This is a genomic window from Agrobacterium genomosp. 13 str. CFBP 6927 (assembly GCA_900012615.1).
Classification (GTDB): domain Bacteria; phylum Pseudomonadota; class Alphaproteobacteria; order Rhizobiales; family Rhizobiaceae; genus Agrobacterium.
In genome coordinates, this window is record LT009757.1 from 437,231 (window position 1) to 458,187 (window position 20,957).

General features: G+C 58.9%; 16 protein-coding genes and 1 pseudogene. 4 read left to right on the plus strand and 13 right to left on the minus strand.

Going from position 1 to position 20,957, the window contains the following annotated elements:
* Window positions 1–104 precede the first annotated feature (104 nt).
* Window positions 105–1,841 (minus strand): methyl-accepting chemotaxis protein, encoded by a 1,737-nt coding sequence (locus AGR13A_RS16270; protein WP_080837543.1) that lies wholly within the window; start codon window positions 1,839–1,841, stop codon window positions 105–107.
* Between the two features lie 328 nt (window positions 1,842–2,169).
* Between AGR13A_RS16270 and AGR13A_RS16275 the strand changes: the two genes are divergently transcribed.
* Window positions 2,170–3,423, plus strand: coding sequence for an NAD(P)/FAD-dependent oxidoreductase (locus AGR13A_RS16275; protein WP_080837546.1), 1,254 nt, complete (start codon window positions 2,170–2,172; stop codon window positions 3,421–3,423).
* 56 nt (window positions 3,424–3,479) lie between these two features.
* Here AGR13A_RS16275 and AGR13A_RS16280 read toward each other — a convergent pair.
* Both AGR13A_RS16280 and AGR13A_RS16285 read right to left on the minus strand, forming a co-directional pair.
* Window positions 3,480–4,012: pseudogene (locus tag AGR13A_RS16280) on the minus strand (hypothetical protein).
* Between the two features lie 50 nt (window positions 4,013–4,062).
* Window positions 4,063–4,287 carry an aa3-type cytochrome c oxidase subunit IV gene (locus AGR13A_RS16285; protein ID WP_035221013.1) on the minus strand — a complete coding sequence of 75 codons (225 nt, stop codon included), beginning with the start codon at window positions 4,285–4,287 and terminating at the stop codon, window positions 4,063–4,065.
* A gap of 417 nt (window positions 4,288–4,704) precedes the next feature.
* On the opposite strand from AGR13A_RS16285, the gene AGR13A_RS16295 reads away from it, so the two are divergent.
* Together AGR13A_RS16295 and AGR13A_RS16300 are read left to right on the plus strand one after the other, a co-directional pair.
* Window positions 4,705–5,244: a TRAP transporter small permease subunit gene (locus AGR13A_RS16295; protein WP_080837550.1), complete on the plus strand. Its 540-nt coding sequence runs from the start codon at window positions 4,705–4,707 to the stop codon at window positions 5,242–5,244.
* Between the two features lie 32 nt (window positions 5,245–5,276).
* Window positions 5,277–6,746 (plus strand): TRAP transporter large permease, encoded by a 1,470-nt coding sequence (locus AGR13A_RS16300; RefSeq protein WP_080837554.1) that lies wholly within the window; start codon window positions 5,277–5,279, stop codon window positions 6,744–6,746.
* Between the two features lie 386 nt (window positions 6,747–7,132).
* Here AGR13A_RS16300 and AGR13A_RS16305 read toward each other — a convergent pair whose 3' ends face one another.
* A complete protein-coding gene (locus tag AGR13A_RS16305) occupies window positions 7,133–8,230 on the minus strand; it encodes a TRAP transporter substrate-binding protein (protein ID WP_035221021.1) in 1,098 nt (365 codons plus the stop codon).
* 305 nt (window positions 8,231–8,535) lie between these two features.
* Between AGR13A_RS16305 and AGR13A_RS16310 the strand changes: the two genes are divergently transcribed.
* A complete protein-coding gene (locus AGR13A_RS16310; RefSeq protein WP_035221024.1) occupies window positions 8,536–9,291 on the plus strand; it encodes a gamma-glutamyl-gamma-aminobutyrate hydrolase family protein in 756 nt (251 codons plus the stop codon).
* Between the two features lie 95 nt (window positions 9,292–9,386).
* Here AGR13A_RS16310 and AGR13A_RS16315 read toward each other — a convergent pair whose 3' ends face one another.
* The 9 genes from AGR13A_RS16315 to AGR13A_RS16360 form a co-directional block, all read right to left on the minus strand.
* A complete protein-coding gene (locus tag AGR13A_RS16315; protein WP_080837557.1) occupies window positions 9,387–10,418 on the minus strand; it encodes an ABC transporter permease in 1,032 nt (343 codons plus the stop codon).
* 33 nt (window positions 10,419–10,451) lie between these two features.
* Window positions 10,452–11,993, minus strand: a complete 1,542-nt coding sequence (locus AGR13A_RS16320) for a sugar ABC transporter ATP-binding protein (protein ID WP_080837560.1) — start codon at window positions 11,991–11,993, stop codon at window positions 10,452–10,454.
* 237 nt (window positions 11,994–12,230) lie between these two features.
* The gene (locus AGR13A_RS16325; protein ID WP_035221030.1) at window positions 12,231–13,160 is read right to left on the minus strand and encodes a sugar ABC transporter substrate-binding protein; all 930 of its coding nucleotides are present in this window, start codon (window positions 13,158–13,160) and stop codon (window positions 12,231–12,233) included.
* A gap of 357 nt (window positions 13,161–13,517) precedes the next feature.
* On the minus strand, window positions 13,518–14,960 hold the full coding sequence (locus tag AGR13A_RS16335) for a M20 family metallopeptidase (RefSeq protein ID WP_080837563.1): 1,443 nt from the start codon (window positions 14,958–14,960) through the stop codon (window positions 13,518–13,520).
* Between the two features lie 128 nt (window positions 14,961–15,088).
* On the minus strand, window positions 15,089–16,633 hold the full coding sequence (locus AGR13A_RS16340; protein ID WP_167377572.1) for an ABC transporter substrate-binding protein: 1,545 nt from the start codon (window positions 16,631–16,633) through the stop codon (window positions 15,089–15,091).
* A 29-nt stretch (window positions 16,634–16,662) separates the two neighbouring features.
* Window positions 16,663–17,505: a serine hydrolase gene (locus AGR13A_RS16345; protein ID WP_167377573.1), complete on the minus strand. Its 843-nt coding sequence runs from the start codon at window positions 17,503–17,505 to the stop codon at window positions 16,663–16,665.
* Window positions 17,506–17,518: 13 nt separating this feature from the next.
* Window positions 17,519–19,153, minus strand: a complete 1,635-nt coding sequence (locus tag AGR13A_RS16350) for an ABC transporter ATP-binding protein (protein ID WP_080837571.1) — start codon at window positions 19,151–19,153, stop codon at window positions 17,519–17,521.
* Window positions 19,150–19,968 (minus strand): ABC transporter permease, encoded by an 819-nt coding sequence (locus AGR13A_RS16355; protein ID WP_046801390.1) that lies wholly within the window; start codon window positions 19,966–19,968, stop codon window positions 19,150–19,152. The genes AGR13A_RS16350 and AGR13A_RS16355 overlap by 4 nt, the downstream gene beginning before the upstream one ends.
* Complete coding sequence (locus tag AGR13A_RS16360) at window positions 19,965–20,909, minus strand: ABC transporter permease (RefSeq protein ID WP_035221393.1); 945 nt, start codon at window positions 20,907–20,909, stop codon at window positions 19,965–19,967. Before AGR13A_RS16360 ends, AGR13A_RS16355 begins: the two co-directional genes overlap by 4 nt.
* Window positions 20,910–20,957: the final 48 nt, after the last annotated feature.

Sequence of the window (20,957 nt, forward strand, 5' to 3'; positions counted from 1 at the left end):
GGACTTTCAGCAGACATCCGGCGTCATCACGGATCGAGGCCGAAGAATGATGGGGGAGAGGTTTGACTACCTCTCCCACTATCCGAGGGACGTAAGCCCGCCCTTTACGCAGCCGCTCGCCTCGCCGGCTGATCGCGCCGGCTGGCATTCGAAAAATCCGACGGCATGGACGATCCATCTTCACGCTGAACCGTGCGGCGGTTCAGTTTGAACAGGCTGACGAGTTGTGCGAGCACATCGGCGCCCTGCGCCAGCGTGGTGCTTATCACGGTGGTACGGGCACTCATGGAAGCGTTCTCCTGCGTCATCTGGTCAAGCCGGTTAACCGCCCGATTGATTTCGCCTATGCCGATTGCCTGCTCATCGGCCGCCTTCGCGATCATGTCGACATTGCCGTCTATGTGCCTCACCAGCGCGTCGATCTGCTTCAGCGCTTCACCGGTCTCACCCACCAACCTCACACCTTCAAGAACCTCGGTGCCGGAATTGTTGATAAGCGCCTTGATTTCCTTCGCAGCGTTGGCGGAGCGTTGCGCAAGTTCGCGCACTTCCTGCGCCACGACGGCAAAGCCCTTGCCGGCTTCCCCCGCACGCGCGGCTTCCACGCCGGCATTCAACGCCAGAAGGTTGGTCTGGAAGGCAATCTCGTCGATAACACCGATGATCTGGCTGATTTCGCGCGATGCCGTCTCGATACGCTGCATGGCATTGACGGTTCGCTCAACCACTTCGGTCGATGCCGCCGTCGATGTCCTTGCGCTCTGAACGAGCTTGCGCGTCTCCCTGGTATTTTCGGTCGATGAGCGAACGGTGGCTGTAATCTGTTCAAGCGCCGCCGAGGTTTCTTCCAGCGCCACCGCCTGCTCGCGCGAGCGTTCGGCGAGATTGACGGAGGCTTCACTGACTTCCTGGCTGCTCTTGGTCAGGTCATCCGTCTGACCAAGAACATTCTCCAGCGTCTTCTGGAATTCCGCGATGGACTTATTGAAGTCGCGACGCAGCCTTTCGAATTCGCCCACGAATGGTTTGTCCAGCGTGACACGGATATTGCATTGTGAAAGCCGCTCGAGGGCAGCACCAAGCTCTTCAACCGCATGCATGCGGTCGGTCACGTCGAAAGCGAATTTCACGACCTTGAAGACACGGCCCCGGTCATCGAGGATCGGATTGTAGGACGCCTGAATGAAGACGCGTTTGCCATCCTTGCCAAGCCGCATAAACTGTCCGGATGAAAAGCTGCCCGTGCGAAGCTCATCCCAGAAGCTGCGATAGTCCTGAGACTGTGCATAGGCCGGCTCGCAGAACATCGAATGATGTTTACCGATAATTTCTTCCGCCGTGTAACCCAGCGCGCCAAGGAAATTTTCATTGGCACCAAGGATTTTTCCGTCGGGCGTAAATTCAATCATGGCCTGCGCCCGGGAAAGCGCAGCCAGCTTGCCGTCATCCTCGGCGCTCTTGCGCTTGATTACAGTAATGTCGGTCGCGATCTTGACGACCTTGTAAGGTTTGCCGAAACGAAAAACCGGATTGTAGGAGGCCTCGATCCAGATTTCGTCGCCGTTTTTCGCCCGCCGCCGGTACTGGCCCTGATCATATTCACCGCGCGAAAGCTTCGCCCAGAAAACCTTGTATTCCGGGGAGGCCGCATCGTCGGGAGACAGGAACATGCTGTGGGAACGCCCGACGATTTCAGATTGCTGATAGCCGATCGCATTGCAGAAATTATCGTTCGCCTTCAAAATCTTGCCGGTAAGATCAAATTCGATGATGGCTTGGGAGCGGCTCAAGGCGTCAAGCACCGCAGATGCATCCAGACCAAATTTGGAAAAGTGAGACATGCCTTTAAACCCCCAGCGATGACCAATATACGGACCTCCTTCACCTCTCGAACAGAAAAGACAAAAAGGGTCGGTCCGCCTGCGGGTGAAACTAGCCGGACACCGTTAAATAGCCATTAATGATGATCCATAACTACTTGCATGGCGACAGGATTGGCAGGCAAAAATACTTGAAGGCTGCGCCATTTTTCACCGCATTATCTCGAGATGGGAACCGCTTATTTGCCACACTGCTGATATTTCTGCGGCCGCGGCGCAATGCGGCCTTTCATCGGAACGGCATTCATTGTTATGGCGGGCCTGAAAGATTTGTGTTGCAGGAGCGCCGATGACCAAAACCCTGAAATGCGACGTGCTGGTAATCGGCAGCGGCATTATCGGTTCCATGGCGGCGCTTTACCTGCAAAATGCCGGGCGCGATGTCGTTCTTCTGGAGCGCGGCGAAGTTGCCCGGGGTGCGAGCGCTGGCAACGCCGGCATCCTGGCCTTTCCCGAAATCATTCCCATTCCCGCTCCCGGCATCATGAAAAAGGCGCCGCGCTGGCTTTTCGACCCGCTTGGCCCACTCAGCGTGCCGCCCGCTTATGCAGCAAAGATTGCGCCCTGGCTGTGGCGTTTCTGGCGCGCCAGCGCCGAGCGCAACTTCCGCCACGGGCTGAAGGCGCTTGGTGACATCAACCGGCTGGCGGCGACGGAAATGGCCCATGTCACCGCCATGCCCGAGCTCTCGTCCTTCGTCTCGAAAACCGGCGCGCTCGATCTTTACGACAGCGAAACGAGCTTTAATGCCGCCCGCAAGGAGTGGAGTGAAAAGGAGCAGGCCGGATTCTCCTTTCAGCGTGTCGGCCGTGACGAGATCGAGACGCTGCAACCGGGTCTTGCACCGCAGTTCCGTCATGCCATGTTTTCGCCGGACGGCCTGCAGGTCTCCGATCCCTATGCTTTCACCCGTGCCATTTTCGACCTGGTGATTGCCCGGGGGGCGAGCCTGCGCAAGGGCGAAGCCGAACGCATCGACGCCGTCGGCGAAAGCACGATCGTAACGCTGGAAAACGGCGACAAGATCGATGCCGACAGGGTGGTGATCGCCTGCGGTGCATGGTCGAAGAAACTGGCCGCGGCGCTTGGCAATATTGTGCCCCTGGAAACGGAGCGCGGCTATAACACCACCCTGCCCGCTGGCGCCTTCAACGTTATACGGCAACTTTACTTCAACGACCACGGTTTCACCGTAACCCCGCTATCCTCCGGCATCCGCATCGGCGGCTCTGTCGAACTTGGCGGTCTGGAATTGAAGCCCAATTTCAAACGATCCGACGCCATGCTGAAAAAGGCGGGACGTTTTCTGCCGGGCCTCAAGGTGGAAGGCGGTCGGCAATGGATGGGGTTCCGCCCGTCAATGCCGGACTGTCTTCCCGTCATAGGTACGGCGCGCGCCACGCCCTCCGTCATCTATGCTTTCGGTCACGGCCATCTGGGACTGACACAATCGGCAGCCACCGCCCGCCTCGTGACACAGCTCGCAACCGGGGAAGAGACCTCGATCTCGGTCGATCCGTTCCGGCCGGGGCGTTTTTCCTGAATATGCGGCAGGCCGGTTGATGCCGGCCATCGTGTTTCCGGTTCGAAACGTTTGGCTTATTTCACCGGCTGCATGGAATCTTCCGGAAATTCCACGTCGGCAAAGGCCGGATAGACCTTTCGCAGGGTCGCCACCTGTTGCTGGTCGCTGACACGCAGCAAATACCAGTCCGTACCATCGATCAGCGCCAGCGTGTGGGATTTCGCCTCGATTGTCTGGCCCCCGGTTTCCATCACGGTTTTTGTCGGAACAAGCGCATAGGGCGTTCCATCAGGCGTTTGCCCGACACTTATCGCCCGCGTGTCCATGGTGAACTCGGTTATCTTGACGCCGCCAGCGCCATCTGCATCTGCGCCGTCAGGGCGCTGCGCAATTGCTCCACTGTAATACCCGCGTCGCTTGCAATGAACTCGAAGATTTTCGGCGGTACCGTCCTGGAGACGGCCTCGAAATCCTGCTTGTTCAGCGCCGCGCTGAACCGCTCGATCTGCGTCTTGAGCCTGTCCTGCTCGGACGGCAATAAATCACGAGACCAGGCGGGATGTGAAATCACCGCCAGCAGGAACAGACAGGATAACAGGCGGTTCATGGCTTTACCTTTTGGCATTGGCCGGCATCGCCCCGTTGCCGCAGGATCGCTCAGCGCAGCAGAAAAAATCCTGCAACCGAAAGGGCGAGGAAGACAATCAGGCCGCCAAGGAAACCTGCAGAGGTGAAGAAACCGGCGACCATGGCCAGCATCAGTACACATACCAGCATGGTGCCATATTTCGTCATGGCCAGAAAAGCGTTGTAGGTCTTTTCGTGCTCGGCGTAATTCATCTCGGCGCCAACTTCGACCGGACCCGTATGGTGTTCGCTCATTCCGCTTCCCCTTTTGCTCCATCCGTCACTGCCGCTGCGCAGAACAATTTGCTCCGCGGACGATCATGGGCTCGTGCCGGATTCTCCGGAGCCAGAGGTAACATGAAGTCGCCGAAAAGTGCAATGCATTCGGAATGAAACAGCATCTGCGCGATGTTAGGACAAAGGCGCGCCGGGCAAAGCGTGCGGCCGGGCAACATTCTTTCGCAAACGGTTGAAAAGGGCCGTCGTCCGGCCTGTTTGAGAGTGGTTTCGGTTGCTTTTCGAACAGCCTGCCCATACACGGGATTCTGTGGGGAGGAACGCCGGGACCTGAATCAGCGGATACGCGTGGAGGCGCGACCGCAGCAATGCACGCCCGGCTTTGCTCTCCGCCATAAACCCGAAAAGGGCCCAATAAGGGAAGAGGGGAAAGTCATGAAATCGCTTTTGAAAATAAGTGCGCTCATAGACCTTGCGAGCAAAGCTCTGGGCAAGGTCGCCGGTTATCTGGTGCTTATCTGCTGCCTCGTCAGTGCCGGCAATGCCATGGTTCGTTATGCTTTCAACTACAGCTCAAACGGCTGGTTGGAAATCCAGTGGTACATGTTCGCCTTTATCGTTCTGATCGGTGCGTCTTACACGCTGCGCATGAACGAACATGTGCGGGTGGACATTATCTATGGCGCGATTTCCTCGCGCAGCCGCATCTGGGTTGACCTTATCGGAATAACGCTTTTCCTGCTGCCCGGCTGCTTTTATCTGGCCTGGCTTTCCTGGCCGATGTTCACGCTTTCCTGGTATCAGAATGAAATGTCCTCCAATGCCGGCGGTCTCATTCGCTGGCCGGTGAAACTCATCATCTTTGCCGGTTTCGCCCTTCTGGTTCTTCAGGGATTTTCAGAACTTATCAAGCGCATAGGCGCCCTCAACGGGCTTTATGCGCTGGATACGAAGTACGAAAAACCCCTGCAATGATCGCGCCGATCTGAACCTTCAGGATATTTCCCATGTTTGAATATGGTATTCTTCCGCCACTGATGTTCCTCGGCATGATCATCTTCATGCTTTACGGATTTCCGGTTGCTTTCTCGCTTGCCACCGTCGGTCTGGTTTTCGGCGTCATCGGCATCTTCACCGAGCATTTTTCGCCGGCCTTTCTTCAGGCCTTGCCGCTGCGCATTTTCGGCATCGTCTCCAACGACCTTCTGCTCGCCATTCCCTTCTTCACCTTCATGGGCGCAATTCTGGAGCGATGCGGGCTTGCCGAAGATCTGCTTGAAGGAACCGGTAAGCTGTTTGGCGCCATTCCGGGCGGTCTTGCCTATGCCGTCATCATCGTTGGCGCGATCCTCGGCGCAATCACCGGCACGGTTGCAGCCTCCGTCATCACCATGGGCGTCATCTCCCTGCCGATCATGCTGAAATACGGTTATAATCCGCGGCTTGCCACCGGTGTCATCGCCGCGTCGGGAACGATCACGCAGGTCATTCCGCCGTCCCTCGTCCTGATCGTTCTCGCCGACCAGCTCGGCAAATCCGTGGGCGACATGTATCTCGGCGCAATCGGGCCCTCGATCATGCAGGTCGCCATCTTCATGCTCTTCATCCTGCTAATGTCGATCGTGCGGCCGAAGGATTTGCCGGCTTTGCCGCCGGAAGCACGGGGAGAACTCAACCGCGCGCTGGTGTTCCGCGTGCTGGCGGGCATGATCCCTTCTATCGTTCTGATCTTCCTCGTGCTCGGCACCATATTCCTCGGCCTCGCCACCCCGACAGAAGCCGGCGCGCTCGGCGTCGTCGGCGCTATGGCGCTTGCCGCCGCGCACCGACGCCTTACATGGGATCTCGTCAAGCAGGGCATGCATTCCACCATGCACATCACCTCCATGGTGGTGTTCATTCTGGTCGGCGCCACCTGCTTTTCCCTGGTCTTTCAGGGCATGGACGGTTCGCTGTGGATCGAACACATGTTGTCGGGCATTCCGGGCGGCCCCATCGGCTTCCTGATCTTCGTCAACATCTTCATCTTCTTCCTCGCCTTCTTCCTCGATTTCTTTGAAATCGCCTTTATCGTCATTCCGATGCTGGCACCGATCGCCCAGTCGCTCGGTATCGACCTGATCTGGTTCGGCGTTCTGATCTGCATCAACATGCAAACGAGCTTCATGCATCCGCCCTTCGGATTTGCGCTGTTCTACCTGCGCTCCATCGCGCCGCGCACGGTCAAGACATCGGATATCTACATGGGCGCGATTCCCTGGCTCGGCATGCAGCTCATCCTCGTCGCCATCGTGATCTTCTGGCCGGAATCCGTCACCTACTGGCTGGATAAGGCACCCGAGGTCGATCTGAATTCCATCAAGATCGAAGTGCCGGCCTTCGGCAATCAGGGTGGCAACACCATGCCCAATTTCGGGCAGCCGGGTGGATTGCCGGGCATGCCGAATCTTGGTGAACCGCCGAAGATCGGGCCGTAACAGCGTCTTGTAAGTATCTGGCGAAACGCTTATGATTGCGGAGTGGAAGACAGGGTTGCACCCCTGCCTTCCGTTTGCTTATCTGCTTAGAAAATTGAACCGGACGGAGACAGACCAGCCCGTCCGGTTCTTCCTAAACCAAAGCGTAATGCTCAGCGGTTTCCACATCGCATCACCTCCACAGTTGAGAGCAAGGCCTTTGCCGAGGTCGGCGTGGCCAATCCTCGCCGACACTCCGGCTGGTCTCGGAGCCTGCTGCTTTTGCGCCCAACAATCAGATCGTAAATCACCCTTTCTTGTCGGGCGCGTGAAGGCTTGAACGCACAACAAAAACCCCGGAGACCGAAATCCCCGGGGTCTTTGCTCGGTCCGCCGTCACCGAATAATCAGAGCTTGCCGTTGCGCTGCTGGATCATCATGAAAGTGTCGAAAGTGTATTCCGCCAGCTGCATCCAGAGATACCCCTCGCGCTTGAAGGCAACCTGATCCTCGTAGATCTTTTTGAAGTCCGGGTTGGTGGCCGAGATATTGGCATAGACTTCCAGCGCCGCCTTGTAGCAGGCTTCGAGGATTTCCTGGCTGAACGGCCGCAATACGGCACCTTCAGAAACCAGCTGCTTGATGGCAATCGGGTTCTTGGCGTCGTATTTCGCCATCATGCTGGTATTGGCGAAAGCGCATGCATCCTGCAGTGCCGTCTGATAGTTCTTCGGCAGGCTGTTCCACTTGTCCAGATTGACGAAGGAATGGATGACGGGGCCACCCTCCCAGAAGGCGGGATAGTAATAATACTTCGCCACCTTCTGGAAACCGAGCTTGTGATCGTCATAGGGGCCAACCCATTCGGCGGCATCGATGGTGCCTTTTTCCAGCGCGGGATAGATGTCACCGCCAGCGATCTGCTGCGGCACGACGCCGAGCTTTTCCACCACCTTGCCGGCCAGACCGGCAATGCGCATCTTCACGCCCTTGAAATCGTCGACCGTGTTGATTTCCTTACGGAACCAGCCACCCATCTGCGCGCCGGTATTACCCGAAATCATGCCGTAGAGATTGTGCTTGGCATAGAACTCGTTGAGCAGCTTGTTGCCATTGCCCTCATAAAACCAGGAATTGGTCAGGCGGGCATTGAGGCCGAAGGGTATCGCCGTGCCGATGGCGAAGGTCGGGTCTTTGCCGACATAATAATAGGAGCAGGTGTGGCACATTTCCACAGTGCCCGATGATACGGCGTCAGCCGCCTGCAGGCCGGGCACGATTTCGCCGGCTGCAAAGGGCTGAATGGTGAAATTGCCATCGGTAGCGGCCGCAACGTGCTTGGCGATATCTTCGGCGCCCCCATAGATCGTGTCCAGCGATTTCGGAAACGACGACGTCAGGCGCCAGTTGATCTTGGTATTCTGCTGTGCAATGGCGGGCGCGGCCAAGGCTGCCGTAGCAGCTCCCGCCAGCGCACCTTTTTTCATAAAGGAACGGCGATCCATCTATATCCTCCCAGATATGAACGCTGCCCGCAGCTTTGAATTCCCCTCTTTGCTGTTCAGGCATCGCAGCAAAGTAAGCACGGTTACCGCCCGGCTGACAAGCACCCGCTCCAAGAATTAATCGCGCGGAAACCGGCCTTTTGAGGAATTTTCCGGCCGTCTCCTCCGTATTTTATTTGCAACTGAAATATCACAATGCAGCCTTATACTTTAGGCGCATATATTGCCGACAGAACGCAAAAGGCGTGCTTGACTTGCCCCGCCGGCAGTCGCACAAATTTTTGGAGATTCGCCCCGGAGCCACCATGCCAAAACCGATTATCGCCGTTCCCGCCGACATCCGGCATTTCACCGGAGCCGACTGGCACGCCGCGCAGAACCAGTATCTTTCCGCCGCGCTGAAGGTGGCGGGCGTCATGTCCTTCATCGTTCCGGCCTTTGAGGAAGGCAATGAGGTGGACGCCATTCTTGACCGGGTCGACGGCCTGCTCGTCTCCGGCTCGGCCACCAATGTACACCCTTCCCTCTACGGAAAAGAGGCACGGGAAAGCGACGGCCCCTTCGATCCAGCCCGTGACGCCACCAGCCTGCCGCTGATCCGCCGCGCGCTGGAACGCGGCATTCCGATGCTTGCCATCTGCCGCGGCATCCAGGAGCTGAACGTGGCGCTGGGTGGCACGCTTGCTTCCGAAATTCAGGAACAGCCCGGCATCTGGGACCACCGCAAGCCCGAACATGACGACCGCGACGTGGCCTTCGCCATCCGTCAGCCGGTGCATGTGCGCGAAGGCTCCTGCATTGCGCAGCATCTCGGCATGTCAGGCGAAATCCAGATCAATTCGCTGCACCGGCAGGCGATCGCTGAAACTGCACCACGCCTGCAGGTGGAGGCCACGGCGGCGGACGGCACCATCGAGGCCGTCTCCGTCATTGACGCCAAGGGTTTCGCCGTCGGCGTGCAATGGCATCCGGAATATTGGGCCGAGACGGACGCGCCGTCACGCGCTTTGTTCGAGGCTTTCGGCAAGGCCGTTCACGAGTATCGCAACAGCAAGGCCTGAAACCCTCGCCCTCAGATGCAAGCCGGATCCCTATCGCCGGGGCATAAAAAAGGGGCAAGCTTGAAAGCTTGCCCCAAGTCCGGGAGGAGGAGTGTTTAACGCTTTGCGCGTTTCTTCTGGCGGTAAACGTCGGCGACAACAGCAGCCACGATGATGAGGCCTTTGACGATCTCCTGATAATAGGCGTCAACCCTGAGGAATGTGAAACCGGACGTCATGACGCCGAGGATGATGGTGCCGATCACGGTTCCCGTGATGCGGCCGGCACCGCCAGCCAGCGAGGTGCCACCGATAACGGCTGCGGCGATGGCGTCGAGTTCATACATCACGCCCATGCCGGCCTGCGCCGTCTGCGCGCGGGCAGCGGTGACCACACCGGCAAGACCCGCCAGCATGCCGGCAATGGCATAGACCTTGATAAGATGCGCCTCGATGTTGATACCGGAAACACGCGCCGCCTGCTGGTTGGCGCCGATGGCATAGGTGAACTTGCCGTAACGCGTATAGCGCAACGCCACATGGAAGATGACGGCGACGACGAGGAACACCACGACCGGCCAGATGCCCGTGCCGATGAAGTTGAAACCATCGGTGAGCCCCGAGATCGGCTGACCCTTCGTGTACCATTTGGAAAGGCCGCGCGCCGTCACCATCATGCCGAGCGTTGCGATGAAAGGCGGAATTTTGGTGCGGGCGATAAGCTGCCCGTTAATGAAGCCGGCTAAAGCCCCGGCCAATATGCCGACTGCCAGCGGTATGAAGAACGGCAGATCGGTAAGGCCCGGATAGAGGGCGCGCGGCCATGTCGAGGATTGCGCCACACTTGCGGACAACATCGCCGTTAGGCCGACGACCGAACCGGAAGACAGATCGATGCCGCCGGTGATGATGACCTGCGTGACGCCGACCGCGATGATGCCGATCACCGACACCTGCAGGATCATGATCGTGAGGCGCTGCTGGTTCATCAGAAAGCTCTGGCCGATGAAAATCCAGCCCAGCATCTCATAAACCAGCGCGATGCCGATCAGGATGAAAAATATATTGGCTTCCGGCGGAATGCGCCTGTGCGGCTTGCGTCCGGATTTTGCATCCAACTCTGCGTTGGCGGCGGCGTTCGTATTCATTACGTGTTCCTCCTCGAGAAATCCCGGCGCGCCTCACCGCGATGCGAGATCCATCACTTTCACCTGTGTGGCTTCACTTCTATCAAGGAAGCCCGTCACCCGACCTTCATGCATGACCATGATGCGGTCACTCATTCCCAGAACCTCCGGCATTTCGGAGGAAATCATGATGACGGCGACGCCCTGACGCGCCATCTCGCCAACCAGCTTGTGAATCTCAGCCTTCGCCCCGACATCGATGCCGCGCGTCGGTTCATCCAGAATGAGAATGCGCGGTTTTGTCAGCATCCAGCGGCCGATCAGCACCTTCTGCTGGTTACCGCCCGACAGATTCTCAATACGCTCGTATAGATGCGGCGTCTTGACCCTCAGCTTGCGGCACATCTCCTCGCAGGCATCCGAAAGCGCGTTTTCCTGCACGAAGCCATTGGCGACATATTTGTCCTGCAGGACCGCGATCTGCATGTTCTCCAGAATGTTGAGGATCAGCAGACATCCGGTATCCTTGCGGTCCTCCGTCAAAAACGCCAGGCGATGACGGATGGCCTCTGTCGGGCTGGCGATGGAAACCGCCTTGCCGTCGATTGCAACCGTGCCCGAGGATGCGGGCGTTACGCCAAACACCGTTTCGGCGACATTGGAGCGACCCGAGCCGACGAGGCCCGCCACGCCGAGAATTTCACCGGCGCGCACCTCGAATGAAACGTCACGGAACACGCCCTCAAGCGTCAGATTGTTGACCGACAACACCACGTCGCCAATCGGAACCTCTTCCTTCGGAAACATCTGCGTGATTTCGCGGCCCACCATCATGCGGATGATGTCGTCACGCGTCACATCCGTAGACGCATGTGTTCCGATATATTTGCCGTCGCGGAAGACGGAAAACTCGTCAGCGATTTCAAACAGCTCGTTCATCTTGTGGGTGATGTAGACGATGCCGATACCGCGTTCCCTGAGATCCCGGATGATGCGGAAAAGATGCTCGACCTCACGCTCCGTCAGCGCCGATGTCGGCTCGTCCATGATCAGAACATCGGAATCGTAAGACACCGCCTTGGCGATCTCAACCATCTGACGGCTCGCCACCGAAAGCTCGCCGACGCGCGTTTCCGGATCGAGATCGATGCCGAGCCTTTCCAGCAGCGCCTCGGTGCGGCGATACATTTCACCGTGATCGATGAAGCCGAGCCGGTTTTTTGGCTCGCGGCGTATCCAGATGTTTTCCGCCACCGTCATATAGGCCATCAGGTTGAGTTCCTGATGGATCATCGCAATACCGTTCTCGAGCGCGTCGAGCGGTGAATCGAGACGTATCGCTGCACCTTTCAGGCGAATTTCGCCGACATCCGGCTGATAGATACCGGCAAGAATCTTCATCAGCGTCGATTTGCCGGCGCCGTTCTCGCCCATCAGCGCATGCACGGTGCCGCGCTTGAGATGGAACGAAACATCATCCAGCGCGACGACGCCGGGAAACTCCTTGCGTATGCCATCTGCCGCGAGAAGAAATTCTGCATTCGGCACGGCGCCGCTGGCGCGCACGGCGGCCATTGTCGATGGACTGACGACCATCTCACCCTCCACAATAGACAAAAATAACCGGAAAAATGGCTCTGCCCAACGGCGGCCGTCTTCCGGGGAGGCTTACAGCGCCGTATCGCTCACGACACAAAGGCGCTGTAACACTTTGAATTCAATGAAATTCTATAGCTTTTCCCGTTCCGGAGCCTGGCGCTCCGGCAGCCGTCCATATCCGGCATTTGCTTCCGAGACTGATTTAAACGGTTACAAATGCCGGAATGGGTTTCGTCAGTTCTTGGCCACGTAGTCCTTGACGTTTTCCGGTGTGACGAGCTGGAAGGGAATGTAAACCTTCTTCTCCACCTTGTCGCCCTTGACGAGCTTCAGCGCCGCGTCGAGAGCGCCCTTGCCCTGGCCTGCGGCATCCTGGAACACCGTCACATCGAGATCGCCCGCCTGCATGGCGGCAAGCGCATCCTGGGTGGCATCCACACCGGCAACGACATATTCCTTCATGTCCTTGCCTGCGGCCTTCAGGGCCTGGATGGCGCCGATCGCCATTTCATCGTTGTTGGCGATGACGGCGTTGAACTCGATACCGCTGGACAGCCAGTTGGTGACGAGGTCGGCACCCTGCGTGCGCTGCCAGTTTGCCGTCTGTTCTTCAACCACGGAAATGCCCTTGCATTCATCGGTCTTCAGAACATCGTGAACGGCCTGCGTGCGCATGCGCGCGCCCTGATTGGACAATTCGCCCATCATGACCACGGCCTTGCCCTTGCCACCGAGAAGGCGGCAAACTTCCTTGGTTTCCAGCGTGCCGGCAACGGTTTCTTCCGATGCCACGAAAGCCTGGCCATCCGGCAGGCTGTCCACGTTCACCGGCTGACGGTTAACGTAAACCAGCGGGATTTTCGCGTCGGCGGCAAGCTTCGACATGGCTGCCGTCGCATCCGTGTCAACCGGGTTGACGATGATCGCATCCACCTTGGAGGCGATGAAGTTCTGGATCTGGCTCTGCTGCTTGGCAACGTCGTTCTGCGCATCCTCGACCTGCAGGGTGACGCCTTTCTGTTCCTTGGCATAATCCTGCATGCCGTTGCGCAGCACGGTCAGGAAGTTGTCGTCGAACAGGGCCATCGAAACACCGACGGTCTCGGCATGTGCCGCCGTGCCCAAAAGCACAGACATGGCCGCACTGATGATAAGCTTCTTCATTCTTTTCTCCTCCGTGGTGTCCGGCGCCACCTCTCCCAGCCGGAAACGAGCCCAAAAGCCCGCCGCTACCTCCTCACAGTCAGAAAACGGAATAATGAAACCGATTTTCTGTTGTTCGGTATATTTATTCCATTTTTGGTCTGAACGTCAATGCTTTCTTCGCAGCCCGTCAGCGAAGCGGCACACAAGGCGGTGATGAACGGAAATTATGGGAGGACGTGCCGGCGCGCTCCCGCTTTGGCGGAAGCGGAAACGGCTCACGCGAAAGCTGAAGACTTACCCGCAGGTCATCGGGCAGCCTTCAGCAAAGTGTCTTGGGAGGCAGTCGGGGACGGGCGAGAAAGCTGGCGGGGCGCGTTACGGGTGCGAACCGGGCATCACGTCGGCCGGAATTGGGCAGACATAGTCGCTGCCTTCCGTTTTTTCCCGCCACTCTTTTTTAGCACTGGCAAGCAAATCAGGCGAGGTCATCAGCGCAAGACCCGTCGATGCGAGCGTCTTGGCTGCATGCGCCATGGCCTTATGGGCGGCAGGGCTCTTGCCCTGCGCCACCACCTGCCATGTATGCGGATTGGTGCCGATCGCCCAGGCGGGCGTCCAGCATTGTGCCGTCGGCGTGATCCAACTGACGTCGCCGACATCTGTGGAACCCGCCCGGAAATGCGACTCGCCCTCGAAATCTCGCAGACCGAGATGCAGGGGCATCGATCCGTCGACCTTTCTGTTGGAAAAGACATCGCCCTTTATCTGGTAAAGCCGGATGCTGCTTTTGATCGCCTCTTCGGTGAAAGTGTCCTGAATGCGTTTGGCGAATTCGATATCGGCCTCATCGAAGGCGATGGGGCCAAGCGTCACCATGTTTTCATGCATCGCCGTTTCCAGCGTGATGTTGGGCAGGAGATTGGTGGAGGCGGTATCGAAGACGATCTCCACTTCGGTTTCGGTCATCATGGCAGCACCACGCGCGACCTTGTCCACCCGCGCCGCGAGATCGAGCGCCTGGCGCATTTCCGGTGCGCGGATCAGGTAAAGCACTTCCGCCTTCGCTTGCACGACATTGGCCGCCTTGCCGCCGGTATCGGTAATCGCATAATGCACCCGGCAATCCTGCGGCATGTGTTCGCGCAGAAAATTGACGCCGACATTCATCAGTTCCACGGCGTCCAGCGCCGAACGGCCGAGATGGGCAGCGTTGGAGGCGTGGGAAGCCACGCCTTTGAAACGGTAGAAATATTCCAGCACGGCGAGATTGTTGGTGGAACGCACGCCATTGAAGGGAGCCGGATGCCAGGTCAGTGCCGCATCGACATCATCAAACAGGCCGGCGCGCACCATGAAGGTCTTGCCGGAACCGCCCTCCTCACCGGGGCAACCGTAATAACGCACGGTGCCGGGCAGATTATTGGCCTTCAGATGCCGCGTCAGTGCAATGGCCGCCATCAGCGACCCGACGCCGAGCAGGTTGTGGCCGCAGCCGTGGCCCGTAGCACCCGCTTCACGCGGCTGCACCTGCGCCACATCGGCCACCTGGCTCATGCCGGCCAGCGCGTCGAATTCACCGAGGAAGGCAATGACCGGCTTGCCGCTGCCGAATTCACCGATGAAGGCCGTCTCCATGCCTGCCACGCCGCGTCGGACCGCAAAGCCGTTTTCTTCAAGCGCCTTTGCCAGAACTCCGGCGGATTGCCGCTCCTCGAACTTAAGTTCGGCAAAATCCCAGATACTGTCGCTCAGAGTGGTAAAATCGGGCTTCATCATCTCGATTTCGGCGGCAATCGACATCACGGCGTCACGGTTCATGGTTCGTCCTCGCATTCTCGCCCTTTTCGGGCGCACGCAAGCGCTTCGGCGGAGGGGACCACCAAACCCTTACGCTTTATGATGAAAAGACCCGCGCCGGATTTTGCTGCCGACGCGGGCATATTGGATCAGTTGTCGACCGAGACTTCCCAGAGGCGGGCGTTCGACTGCCAGACTGGCTGGCCCTTGAGCTTCTTCGTGGCGCCCCAGACATCGACCATGTCGTAGAGGAAGATGCCCGGCATTTCCTTCAGCATCAGTTCGTGGAACTCGTCGAAAATCTTCTGGCGTTTCGTCTGGTCGGCCTCGACATATGCCGCCTTCATCAGTTCGATCGCTTTCGGATCGTCCCACATCAAGGAGGCGTTCTTGTCCTTGTTACCGACATAGAAGGCATACATCAGCGCCGGGTCGAGACGCGGGGCGACCGACTGTGAGATCACCTGATAATTGCCGGAGCGACGGCGGTCGACCTGCGTGGCGTAATCCAGCACCTCGATCTGCACGTTGAGACCCGCCTGCTGCATCATGGCCTGCGCCATGACGGCGGCCGGGAAACTCGGCACGTTGCCACGCTTGTTGGCGATGATGGAGATCGGCTCGCCCTTGTAACCGGCGGCCTCCAGTTCCTTTTTCGCCGCCTCAATGTCATAGGTCGGGCGCTTCTTCTGGGTCTCGTCAAAATAGACCGAGTCCTGCGAGACCATCGAGCCATTGGCTTCACCCGTGCCGTTCGATGCGGCAGCAACCAGTTCATCGAGATCAAGCGCCATCGCCATGGCGCGGCGCACGCCGGGATTGCTCAGCACCTTGTCGCGGGTCTGGATGTAGAACAGGTTCTTGCCGTTGTTGCGGGCAACGATGAGCTGCATCTTCTCATTGGTCTTGAACTCCGGAATGAGATCGGGAGAAATCTCAGCCGTGTCGAGCACACCGGATTCAAGGCCCGCCTTCACCGTCGAAGCATCGGGAATAACCATGAACTTGATGCCATCGGCGAGCGGCCGCTTGGAGCCGACCATGCCGTCAGGCTTACCGTCATTTGCCGGCGAAACATAATCGGCAAATTTGGCGAGGCGGATATATTCGCCTTTCTTCCACTCGTCCCACTGGAACGGACCGGTACCGATCGGCTTGACGAAGCTGCCATCGGCAGCAACCGATTCCGGCGAGATCATGCCGGTATAACCGCATTCCGGCCGCGACATGAGGCCGAGAAAAACGGCTGACGGCTTTTCAAGGGTAATCTCAACCGTAGATGCATCGCTGGCCTTGACGCCGGTGACGTGTGCTGCCCCACCCTCGGCGAAATCGTTGAGGCATGCCCATTTGGTTTCCGGCTTCAGATAACGTGCCCAGTTCCAGGCAACATCCTCTGCGGTGAGCGGCTTGCCATTGTGGAATTTCACATCCTTGCGCAGCTTGAACGTATAGGTCAGGCCGTCAGCTGCAACCTCCACGCTTTCGGCCAGAAGCGGCTTCACCTCTCCGGCATTGTTATAACCGACAAGGCCTTCCACGATGTGCAGGATAACCCCGTCCGTATTGCCATCGCGATTCACGCCGGGATTGCTGCTGCGCAGATCCGAGCTTTGCGCGATGGTGATATCGCGGGCCGCCGCGATATTGGCCGTTACCAGCAGGGCAACGCCTGCAAGAAGAAATTTTTTCACTGTTCTACCCTCTTTGTTGTCGTTGATTATCATTGGTGAAAACCGTCCCAGCAGGCCTGTGCCAGCCGGCCGATCGTTTCGAGCGCGATGGTATAGCCCGGCGTGCCATCAGGCATGGTTTGCGGCACCTCGTCGGTATAGGTGGTGATGATGAAGGACGGCGCGCCGTTTCTGTAGACGATGCCGGCATCCATGCGCCCGCGCTTGCCGCGACCGCTCTTGCTCGCCACCACGGCCTCGAAAGGCAGGCGGGAGCGAATTCCATACCGCAAAATCTGGTTCTTCAGCGTCTGCATCGCCCACTCGCACAATTGCGGGCTGCAACCGAGCTTTGCCTGCGCCTCCGACGAAGATTGCGCATCCAGAATTGTCTGCAGCAGAAGCACCTGATCCGCCGCCGAGGTGGTGGTGACGGTTTTCAACGGATGGTCGGCCGCCAGCGCCAGCGGTGGGATGAGGAAACGGTGATGGGTATTGGCCATGCCGAGCGATTTGCAATAGCCGTCCACCTCTTCCAACGTCAGTCTCTCCAGCACCATCTTGGTGCAGACATTGTCGCTGAGCACCATCATGCCGGCGACGGCATCGCGCAGCGAAATGACGATGCCCGGCGTCATGTAACGGAACATGCCGCTCGCGACCTCTTCCGCCAGCCGCTTTTCATAGGTGACGGGCTGGTCGAGATCGATCCGCCCTTCGCTGGCGGCCTTGAGCACGGCCATCATGATCGACGTCTTGCGGGTGCTGCCCGATGGCGTCTCCTCGTTTTCTCCCCGCCCGATCTCTTCGCCGGTCAGAAGATTGCGCACCATGAAGCGCGTCACGAAAGGCTGTGCATCGCAGATCGCATTCAGTTGGGCAGCCACAGTCATTGTCATCTTCCTGTTAAACTTCATCTTCCAGACGCCATTTCAGTGTCACGCCGCCCTTTTCATTCTGGTCGAGGGCGGGAATGGCCGAGAGCAGCCGGCGCGTATAGGCCTCTCTCGGGCTGTCGAAAATCGTGTCGCGGTCACCCTCTTCGATGATGCGGCCGTCCTGCATGACGACGACACGGTCGGCCACCTGCTCCACCACGCCGAGATCGTGGCTGATGAACAGGCAGGAAAAACCGTAACGTTTCTGCAGATCGGAAAAGAGATCGAGCACCTGCGCCCGCACCGTCACGTCGAGCGCGGAGACCGGTTCGTCGGCGATCAGGAACCGCGGGCGGCGGGCAATGGCGCGGGCAATCGCCACGCGCTGGCGCTGGCCGCCGGAAAGCTCGTGGGGATAGCGGGCTGCAAAGTCGGCGCCGAGCCCGACTTCCTCCAGCGTTTCCAGCGCCCGCTTACGCTTGGCGGCCTGGTCGAGGTCAGGCACGAGGCGCAGCGCCTCCTCCACCAGCGCCTGAATGGTCATGCGCGGATCAAGCGAGGAATAGGGATCCTGAAATACCATCTGGCAATTCAGGCGATAATCCTTCCAGTCCTCGTTGCGCTCGCGGCCCTGAAAGCGGATATGTCCTTCGCTCTCCTGCACGAGCCCGGCAATGGTGCGGCCAAGCGTGGTCTTGCCGGAACCGGAGCCGCCGACAAGCGCCACGACCTCGCCCTCATGAATATCGATGCTGACGCCATGCAGCGCCCGCTTCGGTTTGGCTTTTTTCAGCAGGGATTTGCGGCCGGCATAATCGACGACGATATCGCGGGCCGAAACCATTGGCGCCTTGGATGTATCGATGCTGCGCGGCTCGCCGCGGAACGGCAGGGAGGAAAGAAGTTTCTTCGTATAGGGGTGCTGCGGCGCGTCCAGCAGGTCCTCGGTGCGGCCCTGTTCGACGATCGTGCCTTTTTCCATCACCACGATTCGGCTGGTATAACGTGCCACCATCGGCAGATCGTGACTGATGAGGAGAACGGCTGTGCCTTCCGCCCGCGTCAGTTCCACCATCAGTTCCATGACATCGCGCTGGATGACCGCGTCAAGCGCCGTCGTCGGCTCATCGGCGATCAGCAGGGCCGGTTTCAGCAGCATGACCGAGGCCAACATGATGCGCTGGCGCATGCCGCCGGAAAACTCGTGCGGATAGGCCGTCAGCGCACCTTCGGGATCGCGGATGCCGACCCGGCGCAGCATGTCGAGAATTTTCTCGCGGCGCTCTTCGGGCGACAATTTCGTGTGGAGGATCAGCCCCTCTTCCAGCTGCCGGCCGATCGTCATCGATGGGTTGAGGGAGGTCATCGGCTCCTGAAACACGACGCCGATCTCCGCGCCACGCAGACGCCGAAGATCCTTCACCGGCAGGGACATAACATCCTGCCCCTTGTAGATGATCGACCCGCCGGTGACGGCGATGGCCGGCGGCAGAAGCGAGATGAGAGCGCGGGTGGCGAGCGTCTTGCCCGAGCCGCTTTCGCCGACGATGCCGAAGATTTCGCCCGCAGCAATATCGAAGGAGACATCCTTGACCACCCGGTGGCCGGTTCTGGCGACTTCGAGCGAAAGGCCGCGAACGGTGAGAAGTGTATTATCCGTCATTTGAGACCTCTCATGCGCGGGTCAAGCCTGTCGCGCAGGGCATCGCCCAGAAGATTGATGCCAAGCAGCGTCAATGCGATGCAGAGACCGGGGAAAAGCCCGAGCCAAACGGCCTGCTGGATGAAGGGACGGCCGGCGGCCAGCATGTTGCCCCAGGTGGGCGCCGGCGGCGGCACGCCAAGGCCGAGGAAGGAGAGCGCGCTTTCCGACAGGATGGCCCAGCCGAACATGGAGGTGGCAAGAACCGTGATTGGCGCAATGCAATTGGGCAGGATGTGGCGGAACATGGTGTAGATCTCACCATTGCCCATCACCAGCGACGCCTCGATGAATTCCCGCTCACGCAGGGAAAGCACCGCGCCACGCACCACGCGGGCCATGGATGGCGTATAGGCGATGCCGAGCGCGAAGATGATGCCATACTGGTTCGCGCCGAAAACCGCGAGCAGGCCGAGCGCCAGCAGAATGCCCGGAAAGGCCAAGAGCGCATTGTTGATGGCCATGATGACGCCATCCACCCAGCCGCGTGCATAACCGCTGACAAGGCCGATCAGCGTACCGAAGATTGTCGCGAAGCTGACCGTCAGGAAGCCGATCCAGACACTGGCGCGCGCACCAACCATCAGACGGCTCAAAACATCGCGCCCGAATTCGTCGGTGCCGAGAAGATGGCTCGGACCGGGTGCGGCGAGACGCGAGGCAAAGCCGAGCTTCATCGGATCATAGGGCGTCCAGAACAGGCCGGTTACGGCGGTGATGAGCAGGAGGGCGATGAGAAAGCCGCCGATAAGCCCGTTAAGTGTGAACTTTTTCATTCGGCAACCACACGCGGATCGAAGAGGGGATAAAGAAGGTCGACGAACAGGTTGACCAGCACATAGGACAGCGAGACGAACAGCAGGCAGCCTTGAATGACCGGATAGTCGCGGGCAAAAATACTGTCGACCATCAGCCGTCCGAGGCCGGGAATGGTGAACACCGTCTCGATGACGGCGATGCCGCCAAGGAGATTGCCTAGGATGAGGCCGATCATCGTCCAGGTCGGACCGAAAGCGTTTTTGAAGGCATGCCGCCAGAGGACGGCGCTCTCCGAAAGGCCCTTGGCGCGGGCGTGGGTGATGTAATCCAACCGCAGCACTTCCAGCGTGGAGGCGCGCGCCATGCGGATCAGGACGCCCATTTCATGGATCACCAGCGTCATGACAGGCAGGACAAGATAAAGCATGCCACCGACGAGATTGTCGCTGATCGACACATATCCCAGCACCGGCAGCCAGCCGAGCTTGAGGCCGAAAAACAACAGAAGCAGCAGACCCAGCCAGAATGTCGGGATGGAGAGGAGCAGGGTCGCCGTTCCCACCAGTGCAAGATCGGTCAGGCTGTTCTGTTTCCAGGCGGCGATAACACCCGCCGGAACCGCAATCAGGCTGGCGAGCAGCACGGCGACCACGACGATCTCGGCGCTGACGAAAAAGCGCGAGACCACCAGCGGCAGCACCGCTTCGTCATTGACGATGGAGCGGCCGAAATCGCCCTGCACCACATTGCCGGCCCAGATGACGAATTGTTGCGGCATGGACTTGTCGAGGCCGAGTTCGGTCCTCATCGCCTCGATCTGTTCCGGTTGCGCCATGTCGCCCAGCATCAGGGCAGCCGGATCGCCCGGAATGAAGCGGATGAGCGCAAAGACCGTGATCGACACGAATGCGATCGTCGGCAGCGCCATCAAAAGACGGCTCAGTATGAATCTTATCATCGGTTCCCCACGATTGATGGCCGGGAATGACATCCCGCCTCTATCGGT